Genomic DNA, 23,227 nt, shown 5'->3' on the forward strand with positions numbered 1-23,227 from the left:
GCGCCGAGGAACAGCCCGGTGCCGATCGCGCCGCCGATGGCGATCATCTGGATCTGCCGCGGCTTCAGGCTCTTGTGGTAGCCCTTGTCCTCGGCGTGGAGAAGGTTTTCGGTGGCATGCGCCTGGGCCGGGACCGTATGGTCGGTGACCGCCGCGTTCGAGGCGGTGCCCTGTGGGGAGTTGGACATCGGGGATCCTTTGGTTTCCGGTTGGGGTCGGACGGAGATAGGACGTTACTTGCTGAGGTTGGCCAGGCGCTCGGGGCTGAGGAGCTCCTGCAGCTGGGTTTCGGTGAGCAGGCCGTGTTCCAGGACCAGTTCCGCCACGCCGCGGCCGGTGGCCAGGGCTTCCTGTGCGATTGCAGTGGCGGTGGCGTAGCCGAGGTGCGGGTTGAGGGCGGTGACCAGGCCGATGGACTGCTCCACGGTGAGGCGCAGCCGTTCGGTGTTGGCGGTGATGCCGCGGACGCAGCGGGCCGTGAGGGTGCGGCAGGCCGCTTCGAGGTGCGAGATGCTCTTGTGCAGGCTGTGCACGATGACCGGTTCGAAGGCGTTGAGCTGGAGCTGCCCGGCTTCGGCGGCCATGGTGATGGTGACGTCGTTGCCGATGACCTCGTAGGCCACCTGGCTGACCACTTCCGGGATCACCGGGTTGATCTTGCCGGGCATGATGGAGGATCCGGACTGGACGGCGGGAAGGTTGATCTCGCCGAGGCCGGCACGCGGTCCGGAGGAGAGCAGGCGGAGGTCGTTGCAGATCTTGGACAGCTTGACGGCCACCCGCTTGAGCACGCCGGACAGGTGGACGAAGGCGCCCACGTCCTGGGTGGCCTCGATGAGGTCGACGGCGGTGACCAGGGGCAGCCCGGTGATCTCGGCCAGGTGCCGGCAGGCGGCCTCGGCGTAGCCGGCGGGGGCGTTCAGGCCGGTGCCGATCGCGGTGGCGCCGAGGTTGATCTCGTGGATGAGCAGGTCCGCCTCGGCCAGCCGCTGCCGGTCCTCGCCGATGGTGACGGCGTAGGTGCCGAACTCCTGGCCCAGGGTCATGGGAACGGCGTCCTGGAGCTGGGTGCGGCCCATCTTCACCACGGTGCGGAACTCCAGTGCCTTCGCCGCGAACGCCTCTTCAAGTTCCGCCAGTGCAGAGAGCAGTTCACGGGCGGCGAAGATGGTGCCGAGCTTCACCGCTGTGGGGTAGACGTCGTTGGTGGACTGGCTGAGATTCACGTGGTCGTTGGGGTGCAGCCGGGCGTAGTCGCCCTTGGGGTGGCCGAGGATTTCCAGGGCCCGGTTGGCGATGACCTCGTTCGCGTTCATGTTCGACGACGTTCCGGCGCCGCCCTGGATCACGTCGACGACGAACTGCTCGCTGAGTTCGCCGTTCATCACGTCGGCGCAGGCCTGTTCGATGGCGTCGGCGCGTTCGGCGTCCAGCAGGCCGAGTTCCAGGTTGGTGCGGGCCGCCGCGAGCTTCACGGCGGCGAGGCCGCGGACCAGGTGCATGTTGCTGGAGAGCGGCTGGCCGGTGATGGGGAAGTTTTCCACGGCGCGGAGCGTATGGACTCCCCAGTAGGCGCCGGCGGGGATGTCGCGGTCGCCAAGCAGATCATGCTCGGACCGGACAGCCAGCGTTTGGGCGTCCGGCAGGGTTTGGGTTTCGGTCATGTGGTGCAGTCCTTAAAGAACGTCGTCGGTCGGGGACAGGGTGGAAAAGTCTGCGGCCTGCAGCAGGCCCACTTGGCGGCCTCCGCCAAGGACCGCACCGGTGGCGATGCCGGCAAGGACGGAGGTGTCGACGCCGAGAACTTCCAGCGCGCGGACGGTGACGGGCATCCTGGCCCGGTCACCGCCGTCGGAAATCTTGACGGCGACGGCGCGTCCGTCCGGCAGCCCAACCAGCTGGATGCCTTCGAAGCCGTCCTTCGCGAGGGCGCCGGGCAGGAGCCGCATGAGGTCCGTGACATCGCGGCCCTCGCCGGCCACCATGTCCGGGTGGCGGCGCATGGAATGTGCGACGGCGGCTTCCGGGCTTTCGGGGGCGGACGCACCGTCGGCCAGTTCGGCCGAGGCGAGGCGGCCGAAGGTGCGTGCCATGCCGGCAAGGGTGAGGGCGAACAGCGGGGTGCCGCAGCCGTCGGTGCTGATGCCGGAGGGTTCTTCGCCGGTCAGGTCGGTGACGGTCTCGGCCACGAGCTTCTGCAGCGGGTGGGACGGGTCCAGGTAGCCCTGCACCGGCCAGCCGTTGATGACACAGGTGGCGGCCATGGCGGCGTGCTTGCCGGAGCAGTTCTGGGCCAGCTGCGTGGGACGGCCGCCGTCGCGCAGGTATTCCTCGCGCTCGGGGACGCCGTAGGGAAGGTCGGAGCTGTTTTCGAGGGCCGCGGGCGTGAGTCCGTGCAGTTCCAGGATGCGGACGGCGCCCTCGAGGTGCCGGGCTGCGCCGGAGTGGCTCGCGGCGGTGAGGGCCAGGAGGTCGGCGGGCAGGTCCAGCCCGGCGCGGACCATGGCCACGGACTGCAGCGGCTTGAGGGAGGACCGGGGGTAGAACGTGGCCTGGGGTTCGCCGGCGGAGAGCAGGGTGCGGCCGCCGGGAGCGGTGGCGATCAGGGAGCCGTAGTGGACGCTTTCCACCAGGCCGTCACGGGTCTGGAAGGCGAGGGGCTCGTGGCGCGGCAGGATCGCTGCGGCGGGTGGCGCGGAAGGGTAATGGCTTGCCGGCATGGCGGGGGAAGGCATGGTGTCCTCTGGGTTGCGTGTTGACTTGAGTTGGGTGCGGCTGGTTGGTTCCGGGTGACCGGATACCGGTCCGCTACGTGTTGAGGATGGAGTCGAGGGCTTCCCCGACGGCGCGCAGGTGTTCGCCCATGGCCGCGCTGGCGTCCGCTGCGGAGCGGGCTTCGATGGCGTCGAGGATGAGGCGGTGTTCGACATCGGAGGCGTGCTGGCGGTCGGCCACCATGTTGAGCGTTTCGGACTGGTGGGCAAGGGCGTCCCGGATGTCAGCCACCACGCTTTCGAACACCTTGTTGCCGCTGGCGCGGGCGATGGCTGCATGGAAGCTGGAATCCAGGGCGACCCAGGCTTCGGGATCGGTTTCCGCGGCCATGGAGGCCATCATGCCGCGGAGGATTTCCAGGTCCTCGGGGGTACGGCGCTCGGCGGCCAGCCCGGCGGCGGGGACTTCAATATGCGGGCGGGCCTCGGTGAGGTCCCGGGCGGAGAACTGGCCCAGGACGAGGTCGTTGGCCACCTGGTCGGCGACGACGAACGTGCCGCGGCCGGTCTTGGTCACCGTCAGGCCCAGTGCGGTGCAGGAGCGCAGGGCCTCCCGGATGACGGAGCGGCTGACGCCGTACTGCGAAGCCAGGGCGGCTTCCGAGCTGAGCTTGGCGCCGACGGCAAGGGCCCCGCTTTGAATATCACCCCGGATAGCGTTGAATACAGCTTCGGCCGCGCTCAGGCGCGCCAGCGGCGAGGTGCTTGCGCCGCTCTGTTGGTCACCGAGCTGTCCGGCTGTCCGGCTGTCTGACAGGTTCACGATTAAGAATATGGCACGGGTCACAGGCAGGTGTCAACCGGAGTGCACTCGCTCCCAGCCTCGGCCGTTTTCGCGCGGAAGGCTTTCGCGGGCCCAAGCCAACAAAAGAGGGGGTGAGGGCGGCCCCTCCCAAGCTTTTTACAAGTTGTCCAGTTGAATATGTTGCGAGGGGGAGTGCAGGCAAGTTGCCAGTAACGCAGCAGCAGGCGCTTCGAACTTCTCGTATCCGGCCGGGAAGGTTGCTCGGGATTGGCATAGGCAAACAACTTCATTGAGTGGTGAGGCTAGTGACCATCCCTGTGCATGCCGACGTTCAAGCTCGGAGCAAACCCCGGAATCCGTGGCTCCATGTACTGCTGGCAGCGCTGCTGCTTGCGACGGGTGTTCTGGTGGTGCCGGTCACGGCGTCGGCTGCTGTTGGTGATGTCGGCGTTGAGGGTCTGTCGCATTCGGGGACGGGGACGCCGACGGGCACGAAGCGGCAGACGAACGCGCTGTGGTTCAACGACGGGCTCTGGTGGGGGAATCTGTGGGATACCGCAAGCCAGGATTTTCATATTTTCCGGTTCAATTCGGCTACGAGCTCGTGGGTCAACACGGGTGTGGCGACGGAGACGCAGTCGAGCACTCATCATGACGTGCTGTGGGACGGGTCGACGTTGTTTGTGGCGAGCTACCGGTTCGTAAATGACGGTCTGCCTGCTGAAGCGAACTTCCCGTCCATGATGCGGCGCTATAGCTACAACTCAAGCACGAAGACTTACTCGCAGCTGAGTTCCACAAGGATCCACAACAACAAAGTTGAGACCATGTCCATCGACAAGGATTCGACTGGTCGGGTGTGGGCCACTTGGCAGCAGGGGAACCGGATCTTTCTGAACGTCACTGGCACGGATGGCGCAACGTGGGGGACGCCCTTCGCGCATCCTTCGTCGTTGGGCACTGTGTCTGTGGACGACAATTCAGCTCTGATCGCGTTCGGACCCGGCAAGATGGGGCTGATGTGGAGCCGGCAGGTCGGCGACGCCACCGACGGCATGTACTGGAGCTCCCACGTCGATGGGGCCTCGAGCACAACCTGGACCACTCCTCTCGCGGCCGTATCGGGGCAGCGCAGCGGTGATGACCATATGAACCTGAAGTGGCTGGACTCCTCGAGCGGTCAGGTTTTCGCCGCGATCAAGTCGTCATTCACCTCGGCGTCCCAGCCGCTGATCCAGCTGTTGGCATTCAATGGCACGGCATGGTCGGCGCACACGATCGCCACTGTGGCGGAGTGCCCGAACCGAGTGGTCGTCATGATCGATGAGAGCGCGCAGAGGCTGCGCACCTTTGCCACCTATCCGAAGCCGAGCGGCACGACGAACGCCGGCGTCTGCACCAGCTCGGGTGGTGCGATTTACGAGAAGTCCGCGCCCCTGAGCGACATCAGCTTCAGCACAGCGAAGACGGCCCGCATCGTGGATGCCGACCAGTACGTCCACAATGTGACGTCGACGAAGCAGAACCTCAACAGCGCTGCGCGGGGCACAGCCAACAGCGGGCTCCTCCTGCTCGCCGATGTGAACGCCACGAGCCGGTACTGGCACTTTTACGACCCAAGCGGCGGCGGTAGCGACACGACGGCCCCGACGGTGACGGGTACGTCCCCGGTTGCCGGTGCGACTGGTGCAGCGGTGACGGCGAATGTGACGGGATCTTTCTCGGAAGCGATGAACGCATCGACGGTCACGTCGGGCACATTCACGTTGCGGGATGGAGCGACGACGGTCCCGGCCGCTGTGACGTACAGCAGCACGAACAGGGTTGCGACGCTGGATCCGGGTGCGTCCCTGGCGGCGGGCAGGACGTACACGGCGACGATCAGAGGCGGCTCGGGCGGGGTGAAGGATCTTGCCGGTAACGCGTTGGCGACGGACAGGACCTGGACCTTCACCACTGCCGCCGCGGGCGGCGGCACGTCGGAGACCGTTACACTTACGGCCACCGCTGACAGCTATGTATCGAGCGGGGCCACGGGGACGAACTTCGGCGCGGGTACCACGCTGGTCGCGGACAACAGCCCGGTGGAGACCACGTACTTGAAGTTCGACCTGTCGGCATATGCGGGCAGAACGCTGCAGAGCGCCACGCTGCAGCTGCGCAGCGCCGGGAATGCGTCGACGGGAAGGCAGGCCGTCAAGCTGGTCGCCAGTGACAGCTGGACCGAGGGCGGCATCACCTACAGCACCCGTCCGGCTCTCGGCGCCACCGCCATCGGCACGCTCGGCCCGACAGCGACCAACACCACCTACAGCATTTCCCTGACTGTCAGCGGCCTGGCCGGTGAGCTTGGCCAACAGCTCTCGCTGGGAGTGGACTCCAGCAGCGCAGACGGCTTAGACCTGAACTCCAGGGAGGGCGGCAGCACCGGCGCACCCAAGCTGGTGCTCACGATGAGCCAGTAGGCGGACACCGTCGACCTGGTCGGCGCCGTACACACCAGCAACACCTTCACCGACACCATGAGACAGGGGACGATCATGCGCACCTCGCAAAGCAAGGCACTGCATTTCGACATACACCGCCGCGTCACGATCCGCGTCGACGCAAATGCGCCGGCGGCGGCCCAGCTCCGGAGCATGTTGGCGTGTTTCGCCAGCGACACCGAGCAACCGGCCGACATCGTCGTCAACGACAGGCCGGAGCCGATGCCGGATGCGGGTTTGGTCGAGCACGAGCTCGCGTACACGGACAACAGCGTGCGGTTCCAAGACGACCGGGTCCAGGTCGTGAGGGACGGAGAGCAGTGGCGCATTCATGGGCCGGGTGAGCTGTTGACCTCCGTGGTTCCTGTTCTCGACGCCGCCATGGTGGGCCGGGGAGCTGCCATGATCCACGCGGCAACGATGGCATACCGGGGTCACGCGATCGCGCTTCCCGCCGCCGGCGGGACCGGTAAGACGAGCACCGTCGCCAAGCTGATGCGGCGCGAAGGGTGGTCGTTCATGGGCGACGACTGGGCCTTTCTTGCCGAGGACGCCACGCTCCTGGGCTACGCGAAGCCGATGTTCATCAAGCCGCACCACCGCACCATCTACCCGCACCTGTTCGAGGGTGTCCGGAAACCCCTCGTCCCCTCGCGGCTCTCGGGGAGCGTCGGCCGTCTCACCACGGTGGTGCACCCCTACGTGATCCGTTATCCGCGCCTCGCGGACTTCTCCCGGCGATGGTCGCCGGAGCACCGCATGGTCGAGCCCGGGACGGCGTTCCCCGGGCGGGAGCTGACCACCTCGGCCCCGCTCGCGGCCGCCGTCTACGTCGAGCGCTTCGAGGGAACCCGGACCAGGCTCGTCGAGCGGACGAGCGAGTGGATGGTCGACCGCATGCTCGGAAACTTCCACATCGAGATGGCGGGTTTCTCGCAGCGGGTCGTGACCGGCTTGGCGGCCACGACCGTCGTCCCGTGGCGCGAGCACTTCGCGGCGAAGGGACTCGTGCTGAGCAAGGCACTGGACGGACGGCCCTGCCACCTGCTCCAGGTGCCCTCCGCATACACGGCGGACGAGGCGTCGGACGACATCGTCCGGTATCTCGAGCAGTTGCTGCCGTCGGTCCTCGACGAGCTGGCCTGAGGGGGACACCGTGGGTCGCAGCCCTGCTGAGGTCACCGCGGTCGTTCCGGCCCGCAACGCGGAGCACCTGCTCCCGCGCTGTCTGGAGGCCCTGCGTCAGCCCGGTGTCGCCGAGATCATTGTGGTGGACGGATGCTCCACCGACCGCACCGTCCCCATCGCCCTCGCGGCAGGTGCCCGCGTGGTCAGTGACGACGGACGCGGCCTGCCATGGGCCCGGACGCTCGGCGTGCGGAGCAGCAACACCCGTTGGGTCCTGCTCGTCGACGCCGACGTCGTGTTCGGGCCCACGGGGGTCGCCGACCTGCTCACAGAGCTGGTGGAGGGCGGCTACGACGCCCTCCAGGCCGGCCTGGAGAGTGTCGCTGGACCGGGCTTCTGGGGGCAGGCGCTGGCAAATCACCATCGCACCGGTCGCAGCCGCCACTGGTTCGGGCTCGTGGCGACCATCGTCGACCGGGACCTGATGCTGGGCGTGGGCTTCGACGACTCTTTCAAGTCCGGTGAGGACATCGAGCTGCGCTGGCGGATGCGGGACTCCGGGCTGCGAACGGCGGTGTCACGCCGGGTCCTGGTCGAACACCGTTTCGCCGCAGACGACTTCGACTTTGCGCTCGACCAGTTCCTCATGGACGGAACGGGACTGGGACGGATGATCCGCAAGCATGGCTGGCGCGGTGCGAGGCTGGCGCTGCTGCCTGCCGCCGCGGCACTCCGGGGCAGCGCCTTGAGCCTGGCTTCAGGCCAGCCCCGGTGGGTGCGATATTACGCAGCCTTCTGCTGGTGGAACTACGTGGGCGTGGCAAGGGGTCTCACGTCGTGAAGGCCAAGCGGGGGACAGCCGTCCCGGACGCCCCGGCCGTCCGGCACTCCGCCCTGCGCAGCTCGCTCGGACTCGTCGTAGCCAAGGCTGCGCAGACGGGCGCGGGTTTCGCCTTCTGGATTGTGGCCGCGCGCGCGACGTCCGACCGTGAGGTCGGGCTCACCACGGCCGCGGTCTCGGCGGTCATGATCTGCACGCAGCTCGCGGTACTGGGGGCCGGCTCGGCCGTGATCGTCTCGGTGGGGCGGGGGGAGCCGCCCGCGCGGGTGCTGGACGCGGCGTTTGGCATCGTTGGGGTCGCCGGCACCGGCCTGGCCCTCGGCTACCTCGTGCTTCAGTCGGCCATAGCGCCGGACACGGCCTCGGCATCTGTTCTTTTCTGGGCCACGTTCCTCGTGGCTGCCGTCACCGGCACCCTGGTCATCGTGCTGGACCAGGCGCTCGTGGCGTTGGGGCGCGGTGCCAGCGCGACCCTGAGGTACGCGCTGGGCGGCGGGGTCGCACTCGGGGCTGCAGCGCTTGTGGCCTGGCGCGCGCACGGCGCGCCCGCCGACGTACTGATGGCCTGCTGGACTCTCGGGACGACCGTAGCGTGTGTCGTTGGTGCGGTCCAGCTGCGACGACTGGTCGGCTACCGGCCGCGGCCGTCCTTGCGACGGGCGCGCGGCGGTCCGCTGCTGGCGCTGGGCATTCCGCACCAGCTCCTTACTCTCACCGAGCGCGCCCCCGGGCTGGTGCTGCCCCTCCTGCTCGCGCACATGGTGGCGCCGGAGGCCGCAGCCTACTGGTATCCCGCATGGATGATGGCCTGGGCCGCCTACACCGCCCCGGTGCTGATGGGCATCGTCCAGTTCTCCGAGGGTGTCCGCGACGCGGACCGCCTCGTGTCGACCACCTGGGCGAGTCTCCGTTGGTCGATCGCCCTGGGAGGCCTGGCCGCCGCCATACTCGTCCTCCTCGCCCACCCGCTGCTCAGCCTGTTGGGGGAACGGTACGCCGACTCGTCCGCCGGTGCTCTGCGGTGGTTGGCGGCCGGACTGGTGCCCTACGCGGTGCTGCAGGCCTACAACGCCGCATGCCGGGCCCGCGGTCGCTACGCGGAGGCGATCGTGATGGGTGTGACGCTCGGAGTCGCCCTCTGCGCCGCAGCACTGTCGGCTGCTGACAGGGGCGCCAGCGCCATGGCCCTTGCGTGGCTCGTAGTGCTCTCCATCGGGGCCGCGGCGGCCGGCTTCAGGCTGGTCACCATCCTCCGGCGCGTCACCCAGGACGCACGATGACCGGCATTCCATGTGCGACCGGCAGCACCGAGGGGCGCTGGAAGACCCTTGACGTGTGGGGCACGCTGGCGGGCGTCGTTTGCCTGGCGCTCGCCGCGGGGGCTGCGTCCTCGGTGCCCGTGAACAGCGGGCTGGGGCCCTTCGCCATGCTGCCCTATTCGTTCTGCGCGGGCGTCCTCATTTTGAACATCGCATTCCTCGTGGCGCTCGAGGCGGATGCCGCCGGCCCGGCGCGCCGCAGGCTAATGATGTGGGCAGCCGTCGTGCTCGTGGTCGTGCTCTTCGGGGCTGCAGCCTTCGTAACGGACGTGCCGCCAGGTGAGGCCGCGTTCCGTCAGCTCGGCGTTGCTGACACGTTTGCGCGTACCCAGTCAGTCGAGCCAAACATCGGCGCGTACCTCAACTGGCCTGGACTCTTCACCCCTCATCGCGCTCACGGCTCGATGCGCCCGGCCAGGCACCGGGTAGCCCACGTGCCGCCGGTCTCTCTGCTGAATGTGGGGCTGCTAAGCCCCGGCGGTCCTGTGGACGCTGTGCTTGCCCCTCTTCCTTCCACGAACACCGGGACTGCCAGCGCGAGCACAGGCCAGGCGGCGCGCTGGTGGCTCCTCAGCGACGTCCACCTGGGCATGTCCGACGACGACCCCCGGCGCCCCGGCAGGGCGCTGTCCGATTTCCTGCGCCGCGAGGTGCTCGCAGCCCCCGGCCCGCAGCAGCATGTCGCCTTCGTCGGTGACACGTTCGAGCTGGTCGGGTTCACCGAGGACGAGAGCCTCGCCCGGCTCGAGGCAATCCTCGCCCGCCACCCGGAGGCGTTCTCTGCGCTGGAGGCGTGTGCGGTGCGCGGTGTGCAGCTGCACTTCGTGTGCGGCAACCACGACGTGGAACTGGCCCGGCCCTCCGTTGCCGCCCGCCTGTCCGCTCTGCTGTCACCCGTCGAGCCGGACCGGGTCCGGGTGTACCCGTGGTTCCTGCACGTGCCCGGAGTCCTCGTGGCGGAGCACGGGCACCAGCACCACGCGCTGCACCGGATGCCCGAACTGCTCCGCGCGGCGGACAGCGGCACCGATGGGCTGGACCTGCCACCGCTCGCCGCCTGGAACGCCGACCCGTCGAGATCGCGACTCAGCCGTGCCGGGGCCGTTGTCCGGGCCTGCCTGGCGTCCGAGCGGGCGGAACGCCGCGTCCGGACACTCGCGTACGAACAGCTGTTGCAGGCCGAGTCACTTCGGCTCGCGCTCGATTGGGCGGCCGTCCGGGACCTGGCGTGCCTGTCCAGGTTCCGGACGTTGTCGGCGCTTCCAGTCGCCGCGACCCGCATGGTTCTCGCGGCCGCAGGGCGCAGAGCCGCCGGCGAGAGGACTCCTGCTGCAGCAGGCCGGGTCGCGAGGACCCTCGAGTCGCATGGCGCCGGCGTGGCCTGGTACGTATCGGGCCACACCCACCGGGCCCTCGAGTCGGCGCTCGGGGTGTGCCCCACCCGGTACGTTAACACCGGAACATGGAGTTCGGACGTCCGCGGTCAGGGACCTGACCAGTCGGACCGAGGGACGTTTCCCTACGCAATGGTCGAGGTCGGCTGCGACGGCACCACGAGCGGCGGCCTGCGGTACTGGGGTTCGGCCGGTGCCTGAGCCGTAACGGCGCAAGCACACCGAAACCGGTACGAGCGTTCCGATACCATCCTGCTCATTCTGGAAAATGAGGGAGTACGATGTGGATGGAACCGAAAACGGCACGATCGTACCGGCACGGGAGCGGATGTGGCCCAAGATTTTGCAGTGGAGCTTGCGGCGGCCGTCCGCGCCCGCCGTGACGCCCTTCGGCTGAGCCAGCAGGACCTCGCGGACATGGCCGGGGTCTCTGAACGCTTGGTCCGGTTCGTGGAGCAGGGAAAACCGACCCTCCGGCTGGACACCCTTCTGGCTGTGCTGGAGACGCTTGGCCTGGAGCTAAATCTTGGAATCCGGGCCCGGAACGCTGCCCAGACATTGGTGACCCAGCCGCCGTCGGCCATCCCCGGCCAGGAACCCGAGCCGGAGCGCCGCCCGTGAGGCACCGCGTCGCTGACATCTATAAGCGGGGTGTGCTGGCAGCCCGGCTGGAACGGCACGACGGAGGCACCAGGTTCAGCTACCTGCCCGCCTACCTGGCGGGCGGCCGCCCCGCCGTCGCGAGTTCGCTGCCGCTCACCGCGGAACCGGTGCTCTCCGGGGCAGGCGCGGCCCCGCCGTACTTTACCGGGCTGCTCCCGGAGGGCCGGCGGTTGAATGCGCTGCGCCGGTCCATCAAGACCAGCGCCGACGACGACCTCTCGCTGCTCATCGCCGCGGGCGGCAATCCGGTGGGCGATGTGCAGATCGTGGGCCACGGGGAGCCGCTTGACCCGGAGGAGCACGCCGTCGAGGTGGACCCGCGCAGGCCCGTGGACTTCGACGAGTTGCTGGGGGACTCGGGCCTGATCGATCCGGTGGCGCTCGCCGGAGTGCAGGACAAGCTGTCCGCCGGGATGATTTCCATGCCCGTCGCCAGCGCGGGGCGCCGCTTCATCCTCAAGCTCAACGCCCCCGAATTTCCGCACGTGGTGGAGAACGAGTTCATCATGTTCCGCTATGCGGCGAAGCTGCGGATTCCGCTCAGCCGGGTGCAGCTCATGCGCGATGTCGCCGGCCGGCCGGGGCTGCTGGTGGAGAGGTTCGACCGCGTGCCGCTGGAAGGTGGGCCAGGCAGTGCGGGTGAGCGGGACACAGTGCAGCGCCTCGCCGTCGAGGACGGTGCCCAGGTGCTGAAGCTGTACCCGGCGGACAAGTACAACGTGGGGTTCGGGACGGTGTGCCATGCGCTCGCCGAATATTGCGCGGCGCCGCTGCCGGCGCTGCGGAACCTGGCGATCCAGGCGGCCTTCGCGCTGCTCAGCGGCAACGGCGACCTGCACGCGAAGAACGTGTCCATGGTGCAGCAGCCGCACGGGGAGTGGTCCATAGCGCCCGTCTATGACATCCCGTCCACAGTGGTCTACGGGGACAAGACGCTCGCCCTCACGCTCGGCGGAAAGCGCAGCGGCATCTCCCGCAAGCACTTCCTGGCCTGGGCCACAGGCCTCGGGCTGCCCGAGCGCACCGCCGCACAGGCGGTGGATCTGGCGCTGAAGGCCGCGGGCCCGCTGCTCGCGGACCTGGAAGCGGGGACGGCCTTTGCGGCCACGGCTGTCGTTTCACCGGCCACCGCTTCTGCGGACGACGGCGGTGCCTCGCCTTTTCCGGACATGGTCACCAGGGCATGGGTCAAGGAGCTGAAGCACCGCCGGCGGCTGCTGGAGGGGTAAAACCGTCGTACCAGTTCAGCACGCGCAGTGCGCGAAGCGTGTTCCAGCGGCTGGGGTGTCCATCGCCGTCCTCCATGGCGAAGTGGATGCGGCCGGGGTGGGTGTTCTCGAGCAGCCAGGTTCCGTCGGGCTGCCGTTTTGAGCGGAGCAGACCGATGGCCTCGGCGAGGCGGGTATCGGGCGGTCCGCCCGCGTCTGGAAAGTACGTGTCATGGAGGGAGGCGTCCTGGAAGTACGCGTCGCGGAAGTAGTCGAGGCCGCGGAGCGCGTCATAAAACCAGCGGGTCGGATAGGAGAACTGCAGCCAGTCCGGGTCCACCAGCTCTCCAGTGCTCTTGCGCCGGAGCAGCGCACGTTCCAGCAGATACTCCTCGCCCCGCTTCCGCGCAGCAACGGACTCCGGAGTGCCGCCGGTGGCCCGCTCGTGTTCCAGCAGCCCTTCCAGCACGTTGATGGTGGTCGCGAACGACGAGCGCACCGACCCCCGCTCTGCCTCGCAGTTCCAGCCGCCGTCGTCCAGCTGCTCTCCGAGGAGCCGCTGGACGATCCCGTCGACGTCCTCACCGAAGTAGGCTCCGAGGGCCACGGCCTTGCCATTGATGCAGGGCTCCACCTCACCGTCGAAGAACCGCTGGCCGCCTTCCTCCCAGCGGCTGTTCTCCCGGACTTTCACCACCGAGGCGCGGGCTTCTTCGCTGCCGGGGTCGAGCCCGAGATCGCGCAGGAGCAGCAGGCTGTAGGCGGTGGCAGTCCACGGCTGGCCCGGCTCCGAACCGTCATACGGGACCGGGAAGAAGGTACCGCCGTCCCACTGGCCGTCGGCGCCCTGCAGGGCGAGCAGGCGCGCGCCCCAGCCCTCGGTGGCTACGCGGGCACGTTCGGAGCGCACGTCTTCGGCCGGAGCCTCCGTCAGGTCGCGCAGGACCTGCCACCGGATCGCGGGATCCGAATCGAGCAACCAGTCGAGCACGCGCTTACCGGGCAAGGAATCCGGAACCTAAAGGTGCTGGATGCCCGCGCGCTGCATGGCGTCCTTGTAGACCTCCACGCTCTTGGTCAGGAGCTCTTCCTGCTTGGCCTCGGAAACAGCAAAGGCCCGCCCGCCGAGCGCGCTGGCCTTATATATTTTGATGCCGTTGTTCTTAAGCGAGGAATGGTACGTCTTCTCGAAAAGGGTCAGGAAGCTGGCGGCGTCGGTCCCGTGGGCGATGATGGCCGAGACGCGCCTGTTGATCTTCATGAACTGCCGGAAGGGCCGCAGGCCGTCCGTCTTTTCCTGGACGCTGAGGGCCGAGGGCATGTCCGGGTCGCGCACCCAGGGGTAGGCGTTCCACGGCATGACGTAGCGCGGGTCCAGTTCGGCGAGCTCGTAGATCTGGGTGGCGCGCCGGGCGGCCTCGTCGTCGTTGAAATGCGATACGAAGCCGGACTCGGTTCCCTTGCCCGGGCTGACCTGGAGGCTGACAATCCGGCATTCGTCCTCGTCATGGACGGGGTCGATATAAGGAACGGTCGATCCCGGCTTCTTCTCCATGAGTTCATCGCACAGTTGCGTCACTGCTGCGATGTTCGGTTCCTGTAGCAGGGCTTTCTTTTCGTCCCAGTCAATCGTCACGATTTCTCCCTTAGCTGCATGGCGTCCAAGAATGAGGCGTCTTAGGCCACTCTACGCTTTTGACGGTAAGGGTGTGTGGGGGAGTTTGTGCCGACCGAACAGGACTCCTAAACCCCGGCGCCCCGGAACGTGAACCGGCCCGCCACGAGCGTTGCGGCGACGGGCATTCCGGCAAACACGGCATCGGGGGCGGTCAGGGGATCCGCATCGAGCACTGCGATATCCGCCACATCCCCGGCCCGGATCCGGCCGCGTCCCCGCGTCGAGGCGAGCAGCGCCTCCTCCCGGGTCAGGGCCTGCTCCGGGTGCCATGGGCCGCGGCCGTCGTTCCGCCCCCGGGCCGTCGCCGCGGACATTGCCAGCCAGGGATCCAGCGGCGCCACCGGTGCATCGGAACCCAGTGCCAGCCGTGCACCGCCGTCCAGCAGTGAGCGCAGCGGGAAGGCGCGGTCGGTGCGGCCGGCCCAGTTCGCCTCAGCGGCGTCGCGGTCGTCGAGCGCGTGGGCTGGCTGGACACTGGCCGTCAGGCCAAGGTCGCCGAACCGGGCGAAGTCCTCCTGCCGCACGAACTGGGCGTGCTCGATCCGGCCGCCGGTCCCGGCTTCGGCGAAAGCATCCAGTGCCACCTGATTGGCGCCGTCTCCAATGGCGTGGACCGCCGGCACAAAGCCCTTCTCCCGTGCACTGCCGAGCAGGGCAACCAGCTCGGCCTCGCTCACGGTCAGGATGCCGTGCCCGCCGTGCGGATAGGGGTCAACGCAGAACGCGGTACGCGTGTTGAGGGAGCCGTCGATGAGCACCTTCAGCGGGCCCACCCGCAAAAGTCCCGCCCCGCCGTCGACCGTTTGCCCAGTCCGCATCCCCTCCGCGGCCGCCCGCTCCAGGTCCTCCGGATATACACCCGCGTCCACTCGCAGAACGTTGAACCCGCCGGCGATCCGGCGCAGCCAGACGTCGCGGTTCCACGTCATCTCAAGGTCTACCACTCCCACAACGCCGCGGGCCGCGGCTTCCCGGCCGGCCGTGTTCACCCAACCGTCCACGACGGCGTCGGGGAGCTTTCCGAGTTCGCGCGTGACGGCGAACGCCGGCTCCTCGCGGAGCAGGCCGTCTGCCGGTAGCTCGACTCCGTAGCGCCGAGCGGCCGCTGAATTCATCCAGACACAGTGCAGGTCGTGGCTGATCAGGGCCGTGGGCACCCCGCGGGTGGCGTCGTCGAGCATTTCCGCGCTGGGGGCGTCGTTCCACACGGCGTCCCGGAACCCCGCGCCCACCACCGCCATGGTCGGTTCCGGTCGGGGGTCTGCCGCAATCCGCTTCCGGACAAGTTCGACGGCGGCACTCGCCGAAGCGGCGCCGGACAGGTCGATCCGGTTGGCGGCCAGCGCCCACTGCGTCATGTGGACGTGCTCGTCCCACAGGCCCGGAATGACGAAACGACCCTCAAGATCCAGCACCTGGGCGTCCGCTGCCATGGAATCTTCGGGGCGTTCCCCGGCGGGGGTGATCGCGTAGACGTGGCCGTTGCGGATATGGACGTCGGAGGAGCCTGTGTCGCCGGGCAGCCGCACGGCGGCCAGCACCATGTCCGCGGGGACCGGATTTTGGGCTGCTGGATGGTCCTGGCTTTGATAGTGGCAGCTGGAAGGCATAGGAACAGGCTAGGCAGGTAATCGGCCACCGCCAATCCGCCCCGCCCCGTTCCGGCGCACCTTCCGCCAGTCCGCGCCGGCAGTCCTTGTCGTCGGGATGCGCAGGACGCCTCTTCCCAGCGCTGGCCGGAGGGTGCATTCTGGACGTGACACGGTTCCGACGATGAAGTCGGGGAGGCGTTCGGCGCATGAACATTAATATCCGGTCCCGTCATATGTTCCGGCCGAGTCGACGTGGGCAGCGGCTGCCCGGGGGGACGTGAGCGTGGACATCACCGCCAGCCATCACCGCCTCAAGGTCGTGGTCCACATTGACGCGAACATGGAGCGCGCCTGCATCGAGGTCCGCGGAACCCTGACGCCGGCAAACATCCGGGCGCTATACGTTGTTGCGCGGCGCGCCAGGACTCTGCTGCCAGGCAAGGAAATCATTCTGGACCTGTCGATGGCCCGTGCCGCCATTGACACCATCACCGCGCTGCATGATCCCGCCCAGCTCATCCAGCTCAGTGGCGAGGGCACGTCCGAGAAGCCTTGCCGGCTGAGCATCCTGGACCCCCGGCCTGGCATTCACCAGCACCCGTCCTTCACTCACGGCCGCGGTGACCCCAAACACGGTGACCCCAAACACGCCGACCATAAACACCCCGACCATAAACACGTTGAGCACAAGCATCCTGACGGCAAGCACAGCGACAAGACCTCGAGAACCCGGGAAACCCAGGAACGCAGCGGCGCACAACCCGGCGGCAAGTCACGCACCGCCCGATCAGGTGAAGTCCAATCACGCACCGCCCAGCCACGCACCGCCCAGCCACGCACCGCCCAGCCACGCACCGCCCAGCCAGGCGATGCCGAACCGCGGGTGGCAGCCCGCCGCAGGGCTCGAGATAAGGAACCGGCATGAAACCTGGCCGCATGGTGATGCTCGTCCTCGGCACAATCGCCGCCCTCCTCGGACTGGGGCTGCTGGCGGGCGCAGCCGGGGTGGGCTGGCTCAACTTCCAGCAGCGCGACGAAGGCTACTTCACCACCCAGTCGCACAGGTTCGACGCAGCATCCTCCGCCATCACGTCTGCAGGGTTGGACGTCATGGTCAGCGGCAGGCTGCCGGACGTCATTCCGTCGGACGCGGCGGGCAGCGTCCTGCTCCGCGGATCGGCAGCCAGCCCTGGCAAGGGGATTTTCATCGGCGTCGCACCGCAGCAGGACGCGGCGCGCTATCTCGACGGGGTCAAGCGCTCGGAAATCCGGGAACTGAATCTGCGGCCCTTCAGGGTGGACTACATCGAAGTGCCCGGTACCCGGACCCCGGCCCGCCCCGGAGCCCAGAACTTCTGGGTCGCATCCGCCGAAGGCACCGGTACGCCGGAACTCAAATGGAACATCGTCCCCGGCAGCTGGACCGTGGTGGTGATGAACGCCGATTCCACTGCCCCGGTGTCCGTGGATCTGCAGGCCGGCGTCCGCTCCGATCTGCTTTGGCCGCTGTTCCTGTGGCTGCTTATTGCCGGGATCGTGCTGCTGGTCATCGGAGTTCCGCTGATCGTCGCGGGTGCCATGGGCCTGGGGCGGCACGGGCCGCCGCCGCACGTTCCCCCGTCCCATTACCCGCCGGGCCAGTACCAACCCGGCCACTATCCGCCCGGTCCTCCGCTCGCAGGTCATGCTCCACCAACGGAAACCCCTACGGCGGGACCTCCCGCCGCTGCCGGCGCCGCCGGTCCCGTCGCCAGCTCTGCCGTGCCCGGGGAGCGTCCGGGCGTCCCGCCCGGCAGCGCAGGTTCTCCGGGTGCTTACCCGGCTGCCGGCTACCCGGCCCCGGGCTATCCGGCGCCCGGCTATCCCGCCCCGGGCGGCGGGGCAGGCGCACCGCCGCCGCCCGCCGTCGTCGACCAATTTGAGAACCCGCGGTACCCGGCCCGCCTGACCGGACACGTGGACCCCGCGCTGTCCCGGTGGATGTGGCTGGTCAAATGGTTCCTGGCCATCCCGCACCTGATCGTCCTGTTCTTCCTCTGGTTCGCACTGATCGTGACCAGCATCGTGGCGTGGTTCGCGATCCTGTTCACCGCCCGCTACCCCCACTCGCTGTTCAACTTCAACGTGGGCGTGCTGCGCTGGAGCTGGCGGGTGTCCTTCTACGCCTTCACGGCGATCGGCACTGACCGCTATCCGCCTTTTACCCTGGCGCGCACCGACTATCCGGCCGACTTTGAGGTGGACTATCCGGAGCATCTGTCGCGCGGCCTGGTGCTGGTGAAGTCCTGGCTGCTCGCCATCCCGCACCTGGTGATTGTGGGCGTGCTCGTGGGGTCCTCCCGCACCTGGGTGGCTTCCTCCGACGACGACTTTGCCGGGGGCGCCGGCGGCTACACGGCAGGCAGCGGGGTTTCCCTGCTCACGCTCCTGGCCTTCATCGCCGGCGTCATCCTCCTGTTCACGGGCAGGTACCTCCGGAGCCTGTTCGACCTGCTCATCGGCCTCAACCGCTGGGTCTACCGCGTCACAGCCTACGTTGCGCTGATGCGGGACGAGTACCCGCCGTTCCGGCTCGACATGGGCCCCGTCGATCCCGCCGAAGCTCCGGCCGTCAGTCCACAAACCATTCCACCAAGAGGGCCATGATGAAACTCACCGTTCACACCTTCGTGAGCCTTGACGGCGTCATGCAGGGCCCGGGCGGGCGGGACGAGGACACCAGCGGCGGCTTCGGGTTCGGCGGCTGGGTGGTGCCGCTCTTTGACGAGGACATGGGCAGAATCGTGAACGGGTGGTTCGCCGAAGCCGACGCCATCCTCCTGGGCCGCACCACCTACCAGATGTTCCAGCCCTACTGGGAACAGGTCACGGACCCCGACGACGCGGTGGCCAAGGCGCTCAACAGCCTGCCCAAGTACGTGGTGTCGTCAACGCTTACCGGGGCCACCTGGCACAACACCACCATCCTCCCGGCGAATTTCCTGGAGGCCGTGGACGACCTCAAATCGGGCCCGGGCCGGGAACTCCAGGTCCACGGCAGCCACCGGCTGGTCCGTGCCCTGCACGACGCCGGCCTGCTGGACGAGTACCGGCTGATCATCTTCCCGGTGGTCCTCGGCCAGGGCAAGCGGCTTTTCGAACCCGGCGTCACGCCGTCGGCCTTCACCCTGGCGGGCAGCAAGGCGACCTCCTCAGGGGCTGTCCACCTGACCCTGCTGCCGGCCGCCTTCGGTGCCGCTGACCTGGAGGTGGGGGAGTTCGAGGTGGTGGAAGGCCGCGAGCAGGTCAAGGACTGAAGCCGTCAGGCCTGCCCGCGCAGGCGCTCCATTTCGCGGCGGTCCTTTTTGGTGGGCCGGCCGGTTCCGCGGTCCCGCTGCGGCAGCCCGAGTGCCGGGGCCGCGGGCCGGGGAGGCGTGTGGTCGGTGAAACAGTGCGACGCTGCCTCCGCACCCACGCGCTTGGCGATGAGCCCGCGCACTTCAAGGATCCGCTCGTAGCCGGGCTGGCGGACGCGCACGGTGTCGCCGGGCACCAGTGACTGCGAGGCCTTGGCCGGGTTCCCGTTGATGCGGACATGCCCGGCGCGGCAGGCGGCGGTGGCGGCTGACCGTGTTTTGTAGGCGCGGATGGCCCACAGCCAGGCGTCGACGCGGACGGTGCTGGGGGCTGACGGAAGGCTGCTCATGGTTGCAGCCGAGTATAGCCGGGCGGCTGTGGAGCTAGACGTCGGCGGATGCGGAATTTGCCGCAGGGCCGTCCGCCAGTACGATCTCGAAAGCCTCCACACGGCGGTCTGTGACCGTGGTGGGGGATTCCAGATGTACGGCACCTGTAGGCAGGATGCCGGCGCCACCAAATTTTTCCATCACCCTCCACTGGGCCACCACGTCCTCGCCGCTGTGTTCGAGCGGCAGCTGGGTCCAGAATTGGAAGCCGCCGACGTCTTCCAGCGCCTGGCGTCGGAACATGGTGCACCCGCCCAGCCAGGCCACCTTGTACGGTATCCACTGTCCGGATTTGAGCCCCAGCTCTGCGCTCAGATGGCTCAGGTTTGCGGCGCTGTGTAACGGCCAGCGCTCAAAACCCTCCTCCCCCGGACGGATGCGCTCCGGGGTTACGGGTCCCCGCCAGGGAGCAAAGGTGCCTGTCTGCTCGGGGCGGCGGTCATTCAAAAAGGAAAGGCCCTGAGGGGCCATGCCCACAAAGCCGCAGCCCAGGGTGTCGAGGGCATGACTCATCCGTGCCAGGGCACCCGGCTCCAGCCAGATGTCGTCATCGAGGAACAGCACTTTCTCCGCCCGCGCCTGTTCGAACGCAAAGTGGCGGTGTTCGGCAAGGCCCCGGCGGGGGAGGTGGCGGTGCAGCTCGACGGCCGTGCCCTGTGCACCGAGGACCCGGAGCAGGCTGGCAGCCGGCGGTTGCTCCCATGCCGGCGGCCCGTCCGACTGGTCACTGATCACAAGTCGAAAGGCAGGGCTGTCCTGGGCTGCGAGCCCCGCAAGCGTGACGGCAAGTTCGGCCGGACGGTTACAGGTGGGGATGAGGACGTCCAGCGCGGCGTCCTCGATTGGTTGGCCTGAAGCCCAGTTGGCAGATGTATGGCGAGTCATGATCTTCGCCCTTCCGAGACGATACGGCCGTTCGGTGCACTGGTTCAGGTACCCCGGGTTCCCGGTCGCTAAACGCGTCGCAGCCTGAACCTACGCGACGAGGACGGCCGCGGCGGAGTCCATGTGCTCGCGGATGGTGTTGCGGGCCAGTGTGGCGTCGCCGGTTTCGATGGCGGCGACGATGTCGTTGTGCCGGTCCACACTCATGTTCCGGACGCCCTTCTCGAGCCCGGCGAACATGATGGACATCCGGATGGACCCTTCCAGGGATTCCCACGAGTGCAGCAGGGTCTCGTTGCCGGTGAGGCGGCACATGGTGCGGTGGAAGTCGAGGTCGGATTCCACCCGCTCCTCCATGGTGCCGTGGGTGGCAGCCTCCATGGCCTGGATAGCGGTGCGGAGCGAGCCGATGACGTGCTGGCGGTCCGGAAGTTCGCAGAGCGTGCGGGCGGCGAGGGATTCCAGGGCGGCACGGACGGAGTAGATGTCGCGGATTTCCTTGGCATCCAGGTGGCGGACCGAGAGCCTGCCGCGGGCGCCCGCGGACACGAGGCCTTCCTGCTGGAGCTGCCGCAGGGCCTCGCGGAGTGTGCCGCGGCTGATCTGCAGCATCTCGGAGAGCTCGGTTTCCACCAGGTGGCGGCCGGGTTCGAGCGCTCCGCTGGTGATGGCGGTGCGCAAGGCGGCTAGCGCCTGCTCGCGGAGGCTTTTCTTTTCCAGTCCCAGAAGGGCTGCTGTGGCCATCGGATTCTCCCCAGGGTCAGAGGTCAACTGTCTACAGTTGCCGTGTTAACAATGATGCCACGGCAGGAGCGCTGGCCAGCTGTTGTGCCTGCGTTCCTGCCGTGGCTGCGTTCTTTCGGGGCCGAAACCCGGTCTTAGCCCAGTTCGGCGAGTACCTTCGCCACGATGCGCTGGACCGACAGGCCATAGCGTTCGTGCAGCGTCGGCAGGGCCCCGGCATCGAGGAACTCGTCGGGCAGCGCCACCGGCACCACCCGCTTGCCCAGGCCTGCGGTCACGACGGCGGATGCAACGGTTTCGAACAGGCCTCCCACCACGGAGTGGTTCTCCAGGGTGACCGCGAGGCGGTCGGTGTTGATCTCGGCCAGGACGGTTTCGGCGTCGAACGGCTTGATGGTGGGGGTGTGCACGACGGCGACATCCACGTTGTGTTCCGCCAGCGCCTTGGCTGCCTGGAGGGCGCGCATGGTCATCAGGCCGCTGGAGACGAAGACGACGTCGTTGCCCCCGCGCAGGACCTTGGCCTTGCCGAGCTCGAAGGTGTAGTCGTACTCGTCCAGGACCGTGGGCACGTTGCCGCGGAGCAGCCGGAGGTAGGTGGGTCCTGCGCTGGCGGCCAGCTGCGGGACGGCCTGCTCGATGTCGATCGAGTCGCAGGGGTCCACGATGGTCAGGTTGGGCATGCCGCGGAAAATTGCCATGTCCTCGGTGGCCTGGTGGCTGGGGCCGTAGCCGGTGGTGAGCCCGGGGAGGCCGCCCACGATGTTGACGTTCAGGTTGGGTTCGGCCGCGTCCAGGCACAGGAAGTCGTAGGCGCGGCGGGCGGCGAACACCGAGTACGTGGAGGCGAACGGCACCAGGCCGGTTTCGGCGAGGCCGGCTGCGGCGCCGAAGAGGAGCTGCTCGGCCATGCCCATCTGGAAGAAGCGCTCGGGGAAGGCCTGGGCGAAGATGTGCATGTCCGTGTACTTGCCCAGGTCCGCGGTGAGGCCGACGATCCTGTCGTTCTCCTGCGCGGCCTTGACCAGGGCGTGCCCGAACGGTGCGGAGGCGGTTTTCTGGCCAGGATCGGCGAAGGACGCGATCATGGCCGAGGTCTTGAGCTTGGGCTTGGCGGGCGCGGCGGCCGCCGTCGTTGTGGTGCTCATGCTGAAGCCTTTCCTTCGTAGCCGGCGGTCAGCTGCTCGCGGCAGGTCTGCCATTCGTGTTCTTCGATGCGCATGAAGTGCGCCTTTTCACGTTCCTCCAGCAGCGGCACGCCGCGGCCCACCTTGGTGTCGCAGAGGATCACCGACGGCCGTCCGCTGGTGGCGGCCTGCGCTGCCGCGCTGTCGAACGCGGCCAGCAGCGCGGCGACATCGTTGCCGTCCACCCGCTGGGTGTACCAGCCGGCGGCTTCCCACTTTTCGGTGATGGGTTCGGTGCGGAGCACGGTGTCGGTTTTGCCGTCGGCCTGCAGGGCGTTGATGTCCACCATGGCGGTCAGGTTGCCGAGCTGGTGGTGGTGGGCGCCCATGGCGGCTTCCCAGGTGGAACCTTCGTCCAGTTCGCCGTCGGAGAGGAAGTTGTAGATCCTGGCGTCCGAGGCCTGGTAGCGCAGGCCCAGGGCCATGCCGACGGCGATGGTCAGTCCGTGGCCCAGGGAACCGCCGGAGATTTCCATGCCCGGGGTGTAGGTGGACATGCCGGACATGGGGAGCCGGGAGTCGTCGGAACCGTAGGTTTCGAGTTCCTCGACCGGGACGATGCCGGCCTCGGCGAGGGCCGCGTAGTGGCCGATGGCGTAGTGGCCGGTGGAGAGCAGGAAGCGGTCGCGTCCCTCCCAGTGCGGGTCCTCGGCGCGGAACCGGAGCTGGTCGGCGTAGACAACGGCGAGCATGTCCGCCGCGCCGAGCGCCTGGCCCACGTAGCCCTGGCCCTGGACCTCGCCCATGTTCAGGGCGTGGTGCCGGATCCGGTAGGCGGCGGCGCTGACCCGGTCGAGTCGTTCGGCTGCAGTTTCCTGGGTCATTGGTTCCTTCTCTGGGAGTGCTTGGGTGCGCAGT

21 protein-coding genes and 1 pseudogene are annotated in these 23,227 nt (G+C 68.1%); 10 read left to right on the top strand and 12 right to left on the bottom strand.

What is annotated here, in order from left to right; translation table 11 throughout:
- The 4 genes and pseudogenes from ACFVTE_RS23305 to ACFVTE_RS23320 all read right to left on the bottom strand — a co-directional run.
- A pseudogene (locus tag ACFVTE_RS23305) lies at positions 1 to 188 on the bottom strand (L-asparagine permease); the annotation flags it as partial.
- Between the two features lie 45 nt (positions 189 to 233).
- A complete protein-coding gene (locus ACFVTE_RS23310) occupies positions 234 to 1,664 on the bottom strand; it encodes an aspartate ammonia-lyase (RefSeq protein ID WP_387104863.1) in 1,431 nt (476 codons plus the stop codon).
- 12 nt (positions 1,665 to 1,676) lie between these two features.
- A complete protein-coding gene (locus tag ACFVTE_RS23315) occupies positions 1,677 to 2,735 on the bottom strand; it encodes an asparaginase (protein ID WP_387104864.1) in 1,059 nt (352 codons plus the stop codon).
- Between the two features lie 73 nt (positions 2,736 to 2,808).
- A complete protein-coding gene (locus ACFVTE_RS23320; RefSeq protein WP_387104866.1) occupies positions 2,809 to 3,537 on the bottom strand; it encodes a FadR/GntR family transcriptional regulator in 729 nt (242 codons plus the stop codon).
- 287 nt (positions 3,538 to 3,824) lie between these two features.
- On the opposite strand from ACFVTE_RS23320, the gene ACFVTE_RS23325 reads away from it, so the two are divergent.
- The 7 genes from ACFVTE_RS23325 (at position 3,825) to ACFVTE_RS23355 (ending at position 12,579) form a co-directional block, all read left to right on the top strand.
- Positions 3,825 to 5,984: an Ig-like domain-containing protein gene (locus tag ACFVTE_RS23325; RefSeq protein WP_387104867.1), complete on the top strand. Its 2,160-nt coding sequence runs from the start codon at positions 3,825 to 3,827 to the stop codon at positions 5,982 to 5,984.
- Between the two features lie 75 nt (positions 5,985 to 6,059).
- Entirely contained in the window at positions 6,060 to 7,151 is a 1,092-nt protein-coding gene (locus tag ACFVTE_RS23330; protein WP_387104868.1) for a hypothetical protein, read from the top strand.
- A 10-nt stretch (positions 7,152 to 7,161) separates the two neighbouring features.
- Entirely contained in the window at positions 7,162 to 7,974 is an 813-nt protein-coding gene (locus ACFVTE_RS23335; RefSeq protein WP_387104869.1) for a glycosyltransferase family 2 protein, read from the top strand.
- Positions 7,971 to 9,254 (top strand): polysaccharide biosynthesis protein, encoded by a 1,284-nt coding sequence (locus tag ACFVTE_RS23340; protein ID WP_387104871.1) that lies wholly within the window; start codon positions 7,971 to 7,973, stop codon positions 9,252 to 9,254. The genes ACFVTE_RS23335 and ACFVTE_RS23340 overlap by 4 nt, the downstream gene beginning before the upstream one ends.
- Complete coding sequence (locus ACFVTE_RS23345) at positions 9,251 to 10,888, top strand: hypothetical protein (RefSeq protein ID WP_387104872.1); 1,638 nt, start codon at positions 9,251 to 9,253, stop codon at positions 10,886 to 10,888. The genes ACFVTE_RS23340 and ACFVTE_RS23345 overlap by 4 nt, the downstream gene beginning before the upstream one ends.
- Positions 10,889 to 11,017: 129 nt before the next feature.
- Positions 11,018 to 11,308 (top strand): type II toxin-antitoxin system Y4mF family antitoxin, encoded by a 291-nt coding sequence (locus ACFVTE_RS23350; protein WP_387104873.1) that lies wholly within the window; start codon positions 11,018 to 11,020, stop codon positions 11,306 to 11,308.
- Positions 11,305 to 12,579, top strand: coding sequence for a type II toxin-antitoxin system HipA family toxin (locus ACFVTE_RS23355; protein ID WP_387104876.1), 1,275 nt, complete (start codon positions 11,305 to 11,307; stop codon positions 12,577 to 12,579). The genes ACFVTE_RS23350 and ACFVTE_RS23355 overlap by 4 nt, the downstream gene beginning before the upstream one ends.
- Here ACFVTE_RS23355 and ACFVTE_RS23360 read toward each other — a convergent pair.
- From ACFVTE_RS23360 to ACFVTE_RS23370, 3 genes are all read right to left on the bottom strand, one after another.
- A complete protein-coding gene (locus ACFVTE_RS23360; RefSeq protein WP_387104878.1) occupies positions 12,539 to 13,564 on the bottom strand; it encodes a hypothetical protein in 1,026 nt (341 codons plus the stop codon). The genes ACFVTE_RS23355 and ACFVTE_RS23360 overlap by 41 nt on opposite strands.
- Positions 13,565 to 13,576: 12 nt before the next feature.
- Entirely contained in the window at positions 13,577 to 14,194 is a 618-nt protein-coding gene (locus ACFVTE_RS23365) for a uracil-DNA glycosylase (protein ID WP_387104881.1), read from the bottom strand.
- A 107-nt stretch (positions 14,195 to 14,301) separates the two neighbouring features.
- Positions 14,302 to 15,846 carry an amidohydrolase gene (locus tag ACFVTE_RS23370; protein ID WP_387104883.1) on the bottom strand — a complete coding sequence of 515 codons (1,545 nt, stop codon included), beginning with the start codon at positions 15,844 to 15,846 and terminating at the stop codon, positions 14,302 to 14,304.
- A 265-nt stretch (positions 15,847 to 16,111) separates the two neighbouring features.
- On the opposite strand from ACFVTE_RS23370, the gene ACFVTE_RS23375 reads away from it, so the two are divergent.
- The 3 genes from ACFVTE_RS23375 to ACFVTE_RS23385 are packed head-to-tail and all read left to right on the top strand — an operon-like array spanning position 16,112 to position 19,124.
- Positions 16,112 to 16,753 (top strand): hypothetical protein, encoded by a 642-nt coding sequence (locus tag ACFVTE_RS23375; protein WP_387104885.1) that lies wholly within the window; start codon positions 16,112 to 16,114, stop codon positions 16,751 to 16,753.
- Positions 16,750 to 18,474 carry a DUF4389 domain-containing protein gene (locus tag ACFVTE_RS23380; protein WP_387104887.1) on the top strand — a complete coding sequence of 575 codons (1,725 nt, stop codon included), beginning with the start codon at positions 16,750 to 16,752 and terminating at the stop codon, positions 18,472 to 18,474. Before ACFVTE_RS23375 ends, ACFVTE_RS23380 begins: the two co-directional genes overlap by 4 nt.
- Positions 18,471 to 19,124 (top strand): dihydrofolate reductase family protein, encoded by a 654-nt coding sequence (locus tag ACFVTE_RS23385; protein WP_387104889.1) that lies wholly within the window; start codon positions 18,471 to 18,473, stop codon positions 19,122 to 19,124. The genes ACFVTE_RS23380 and ACFVTE_RS23385 overlap by 4 nt, the downstream gene beginning before the upstream one ends.
- 5 nt (positions 19,125 to 19,129) lie before the next feature.
- On the opposite strand, the gene ACFVTE_RS23390 is transcribed toward ACFVTE_RS23385, so the two are convergent.
- The 5 genes from ACFVTE_RS23390 to ACFVTE_RS23410 form a co-directional block, all read right to left on the bottom strand.
- A complete protein-coding gene (locus ACFVTE_RS23390) occupies positions 19,130 to 19,513 on the bottom strand; it encodes an RNA-binding S4 domain-containing protein (protein ID WP_387104891.1) in 384 nt (127 codons plus the stop codon).
- 34 nt (positions 19,514 to 19,547) lie between these two features.
- On the bottom strand, positions 19,548 to 20,438 hold the full coding sequence (locus tag ACFVTE_RS23395) for a glycosyltransferase family 2 protein (protein ID WP_387104893.1): 891 nt from the start codon (positions 20,436 to 20,438) through the stop codon (positions 19,548 to 19,550).
- Between the two features lie 90 nt (positions 20,439 to 20,528).
- A complete protein-coding gene (locus ACFVTE_RS23400; protein WP_387104896.1) occupies positions 20,529 to 21,182 on the bottom strand; it encodes a GntR family transcriptional regulator in 654 nt (217 codons plus the stop codon).
- Positions 21,183 to 21,316: 134 nt separating this feature from the next.
- On the bottom strand, positions 21,317 to 22,330 hold the full coding sequence (locus ACFVTE_RS23405) for a transketolase family protein (RefSeq protein WP_387104898.1): 1,014 nt from the start codon (positions 22,328 to 22,330) through the stop codon (positions 21,317 to 21,319).
- The gene (locus tag ACFVTE_RS23410) at positions 22,327 to 23,193 is read right to left on the bottom strand and encodes a transketolase (protein WP_387104899.1); all 867 of its coding nucleotides are present in this window, start codon (positions 23,191 to 23,193) and stop codon (positions 22,327 to 22,329) included. The genes ACFVTE_RS23405 and ACFVTE_RS23410 overlap by 4 nt, the downstream gene beginning before the upstream one ends.
- Positions 23,194 to 23,227 lie beyond the last annotated feature (34 nt).

It is taken from the genome of Arthrobacter sp. NPDC058097 (genome assembly GCF_042884885.1).
Lineage (GTDB): Bacteria > Actinomycetota > Actinomycetes > Actinomycetales > Micrococcaceae > Arthrobacter.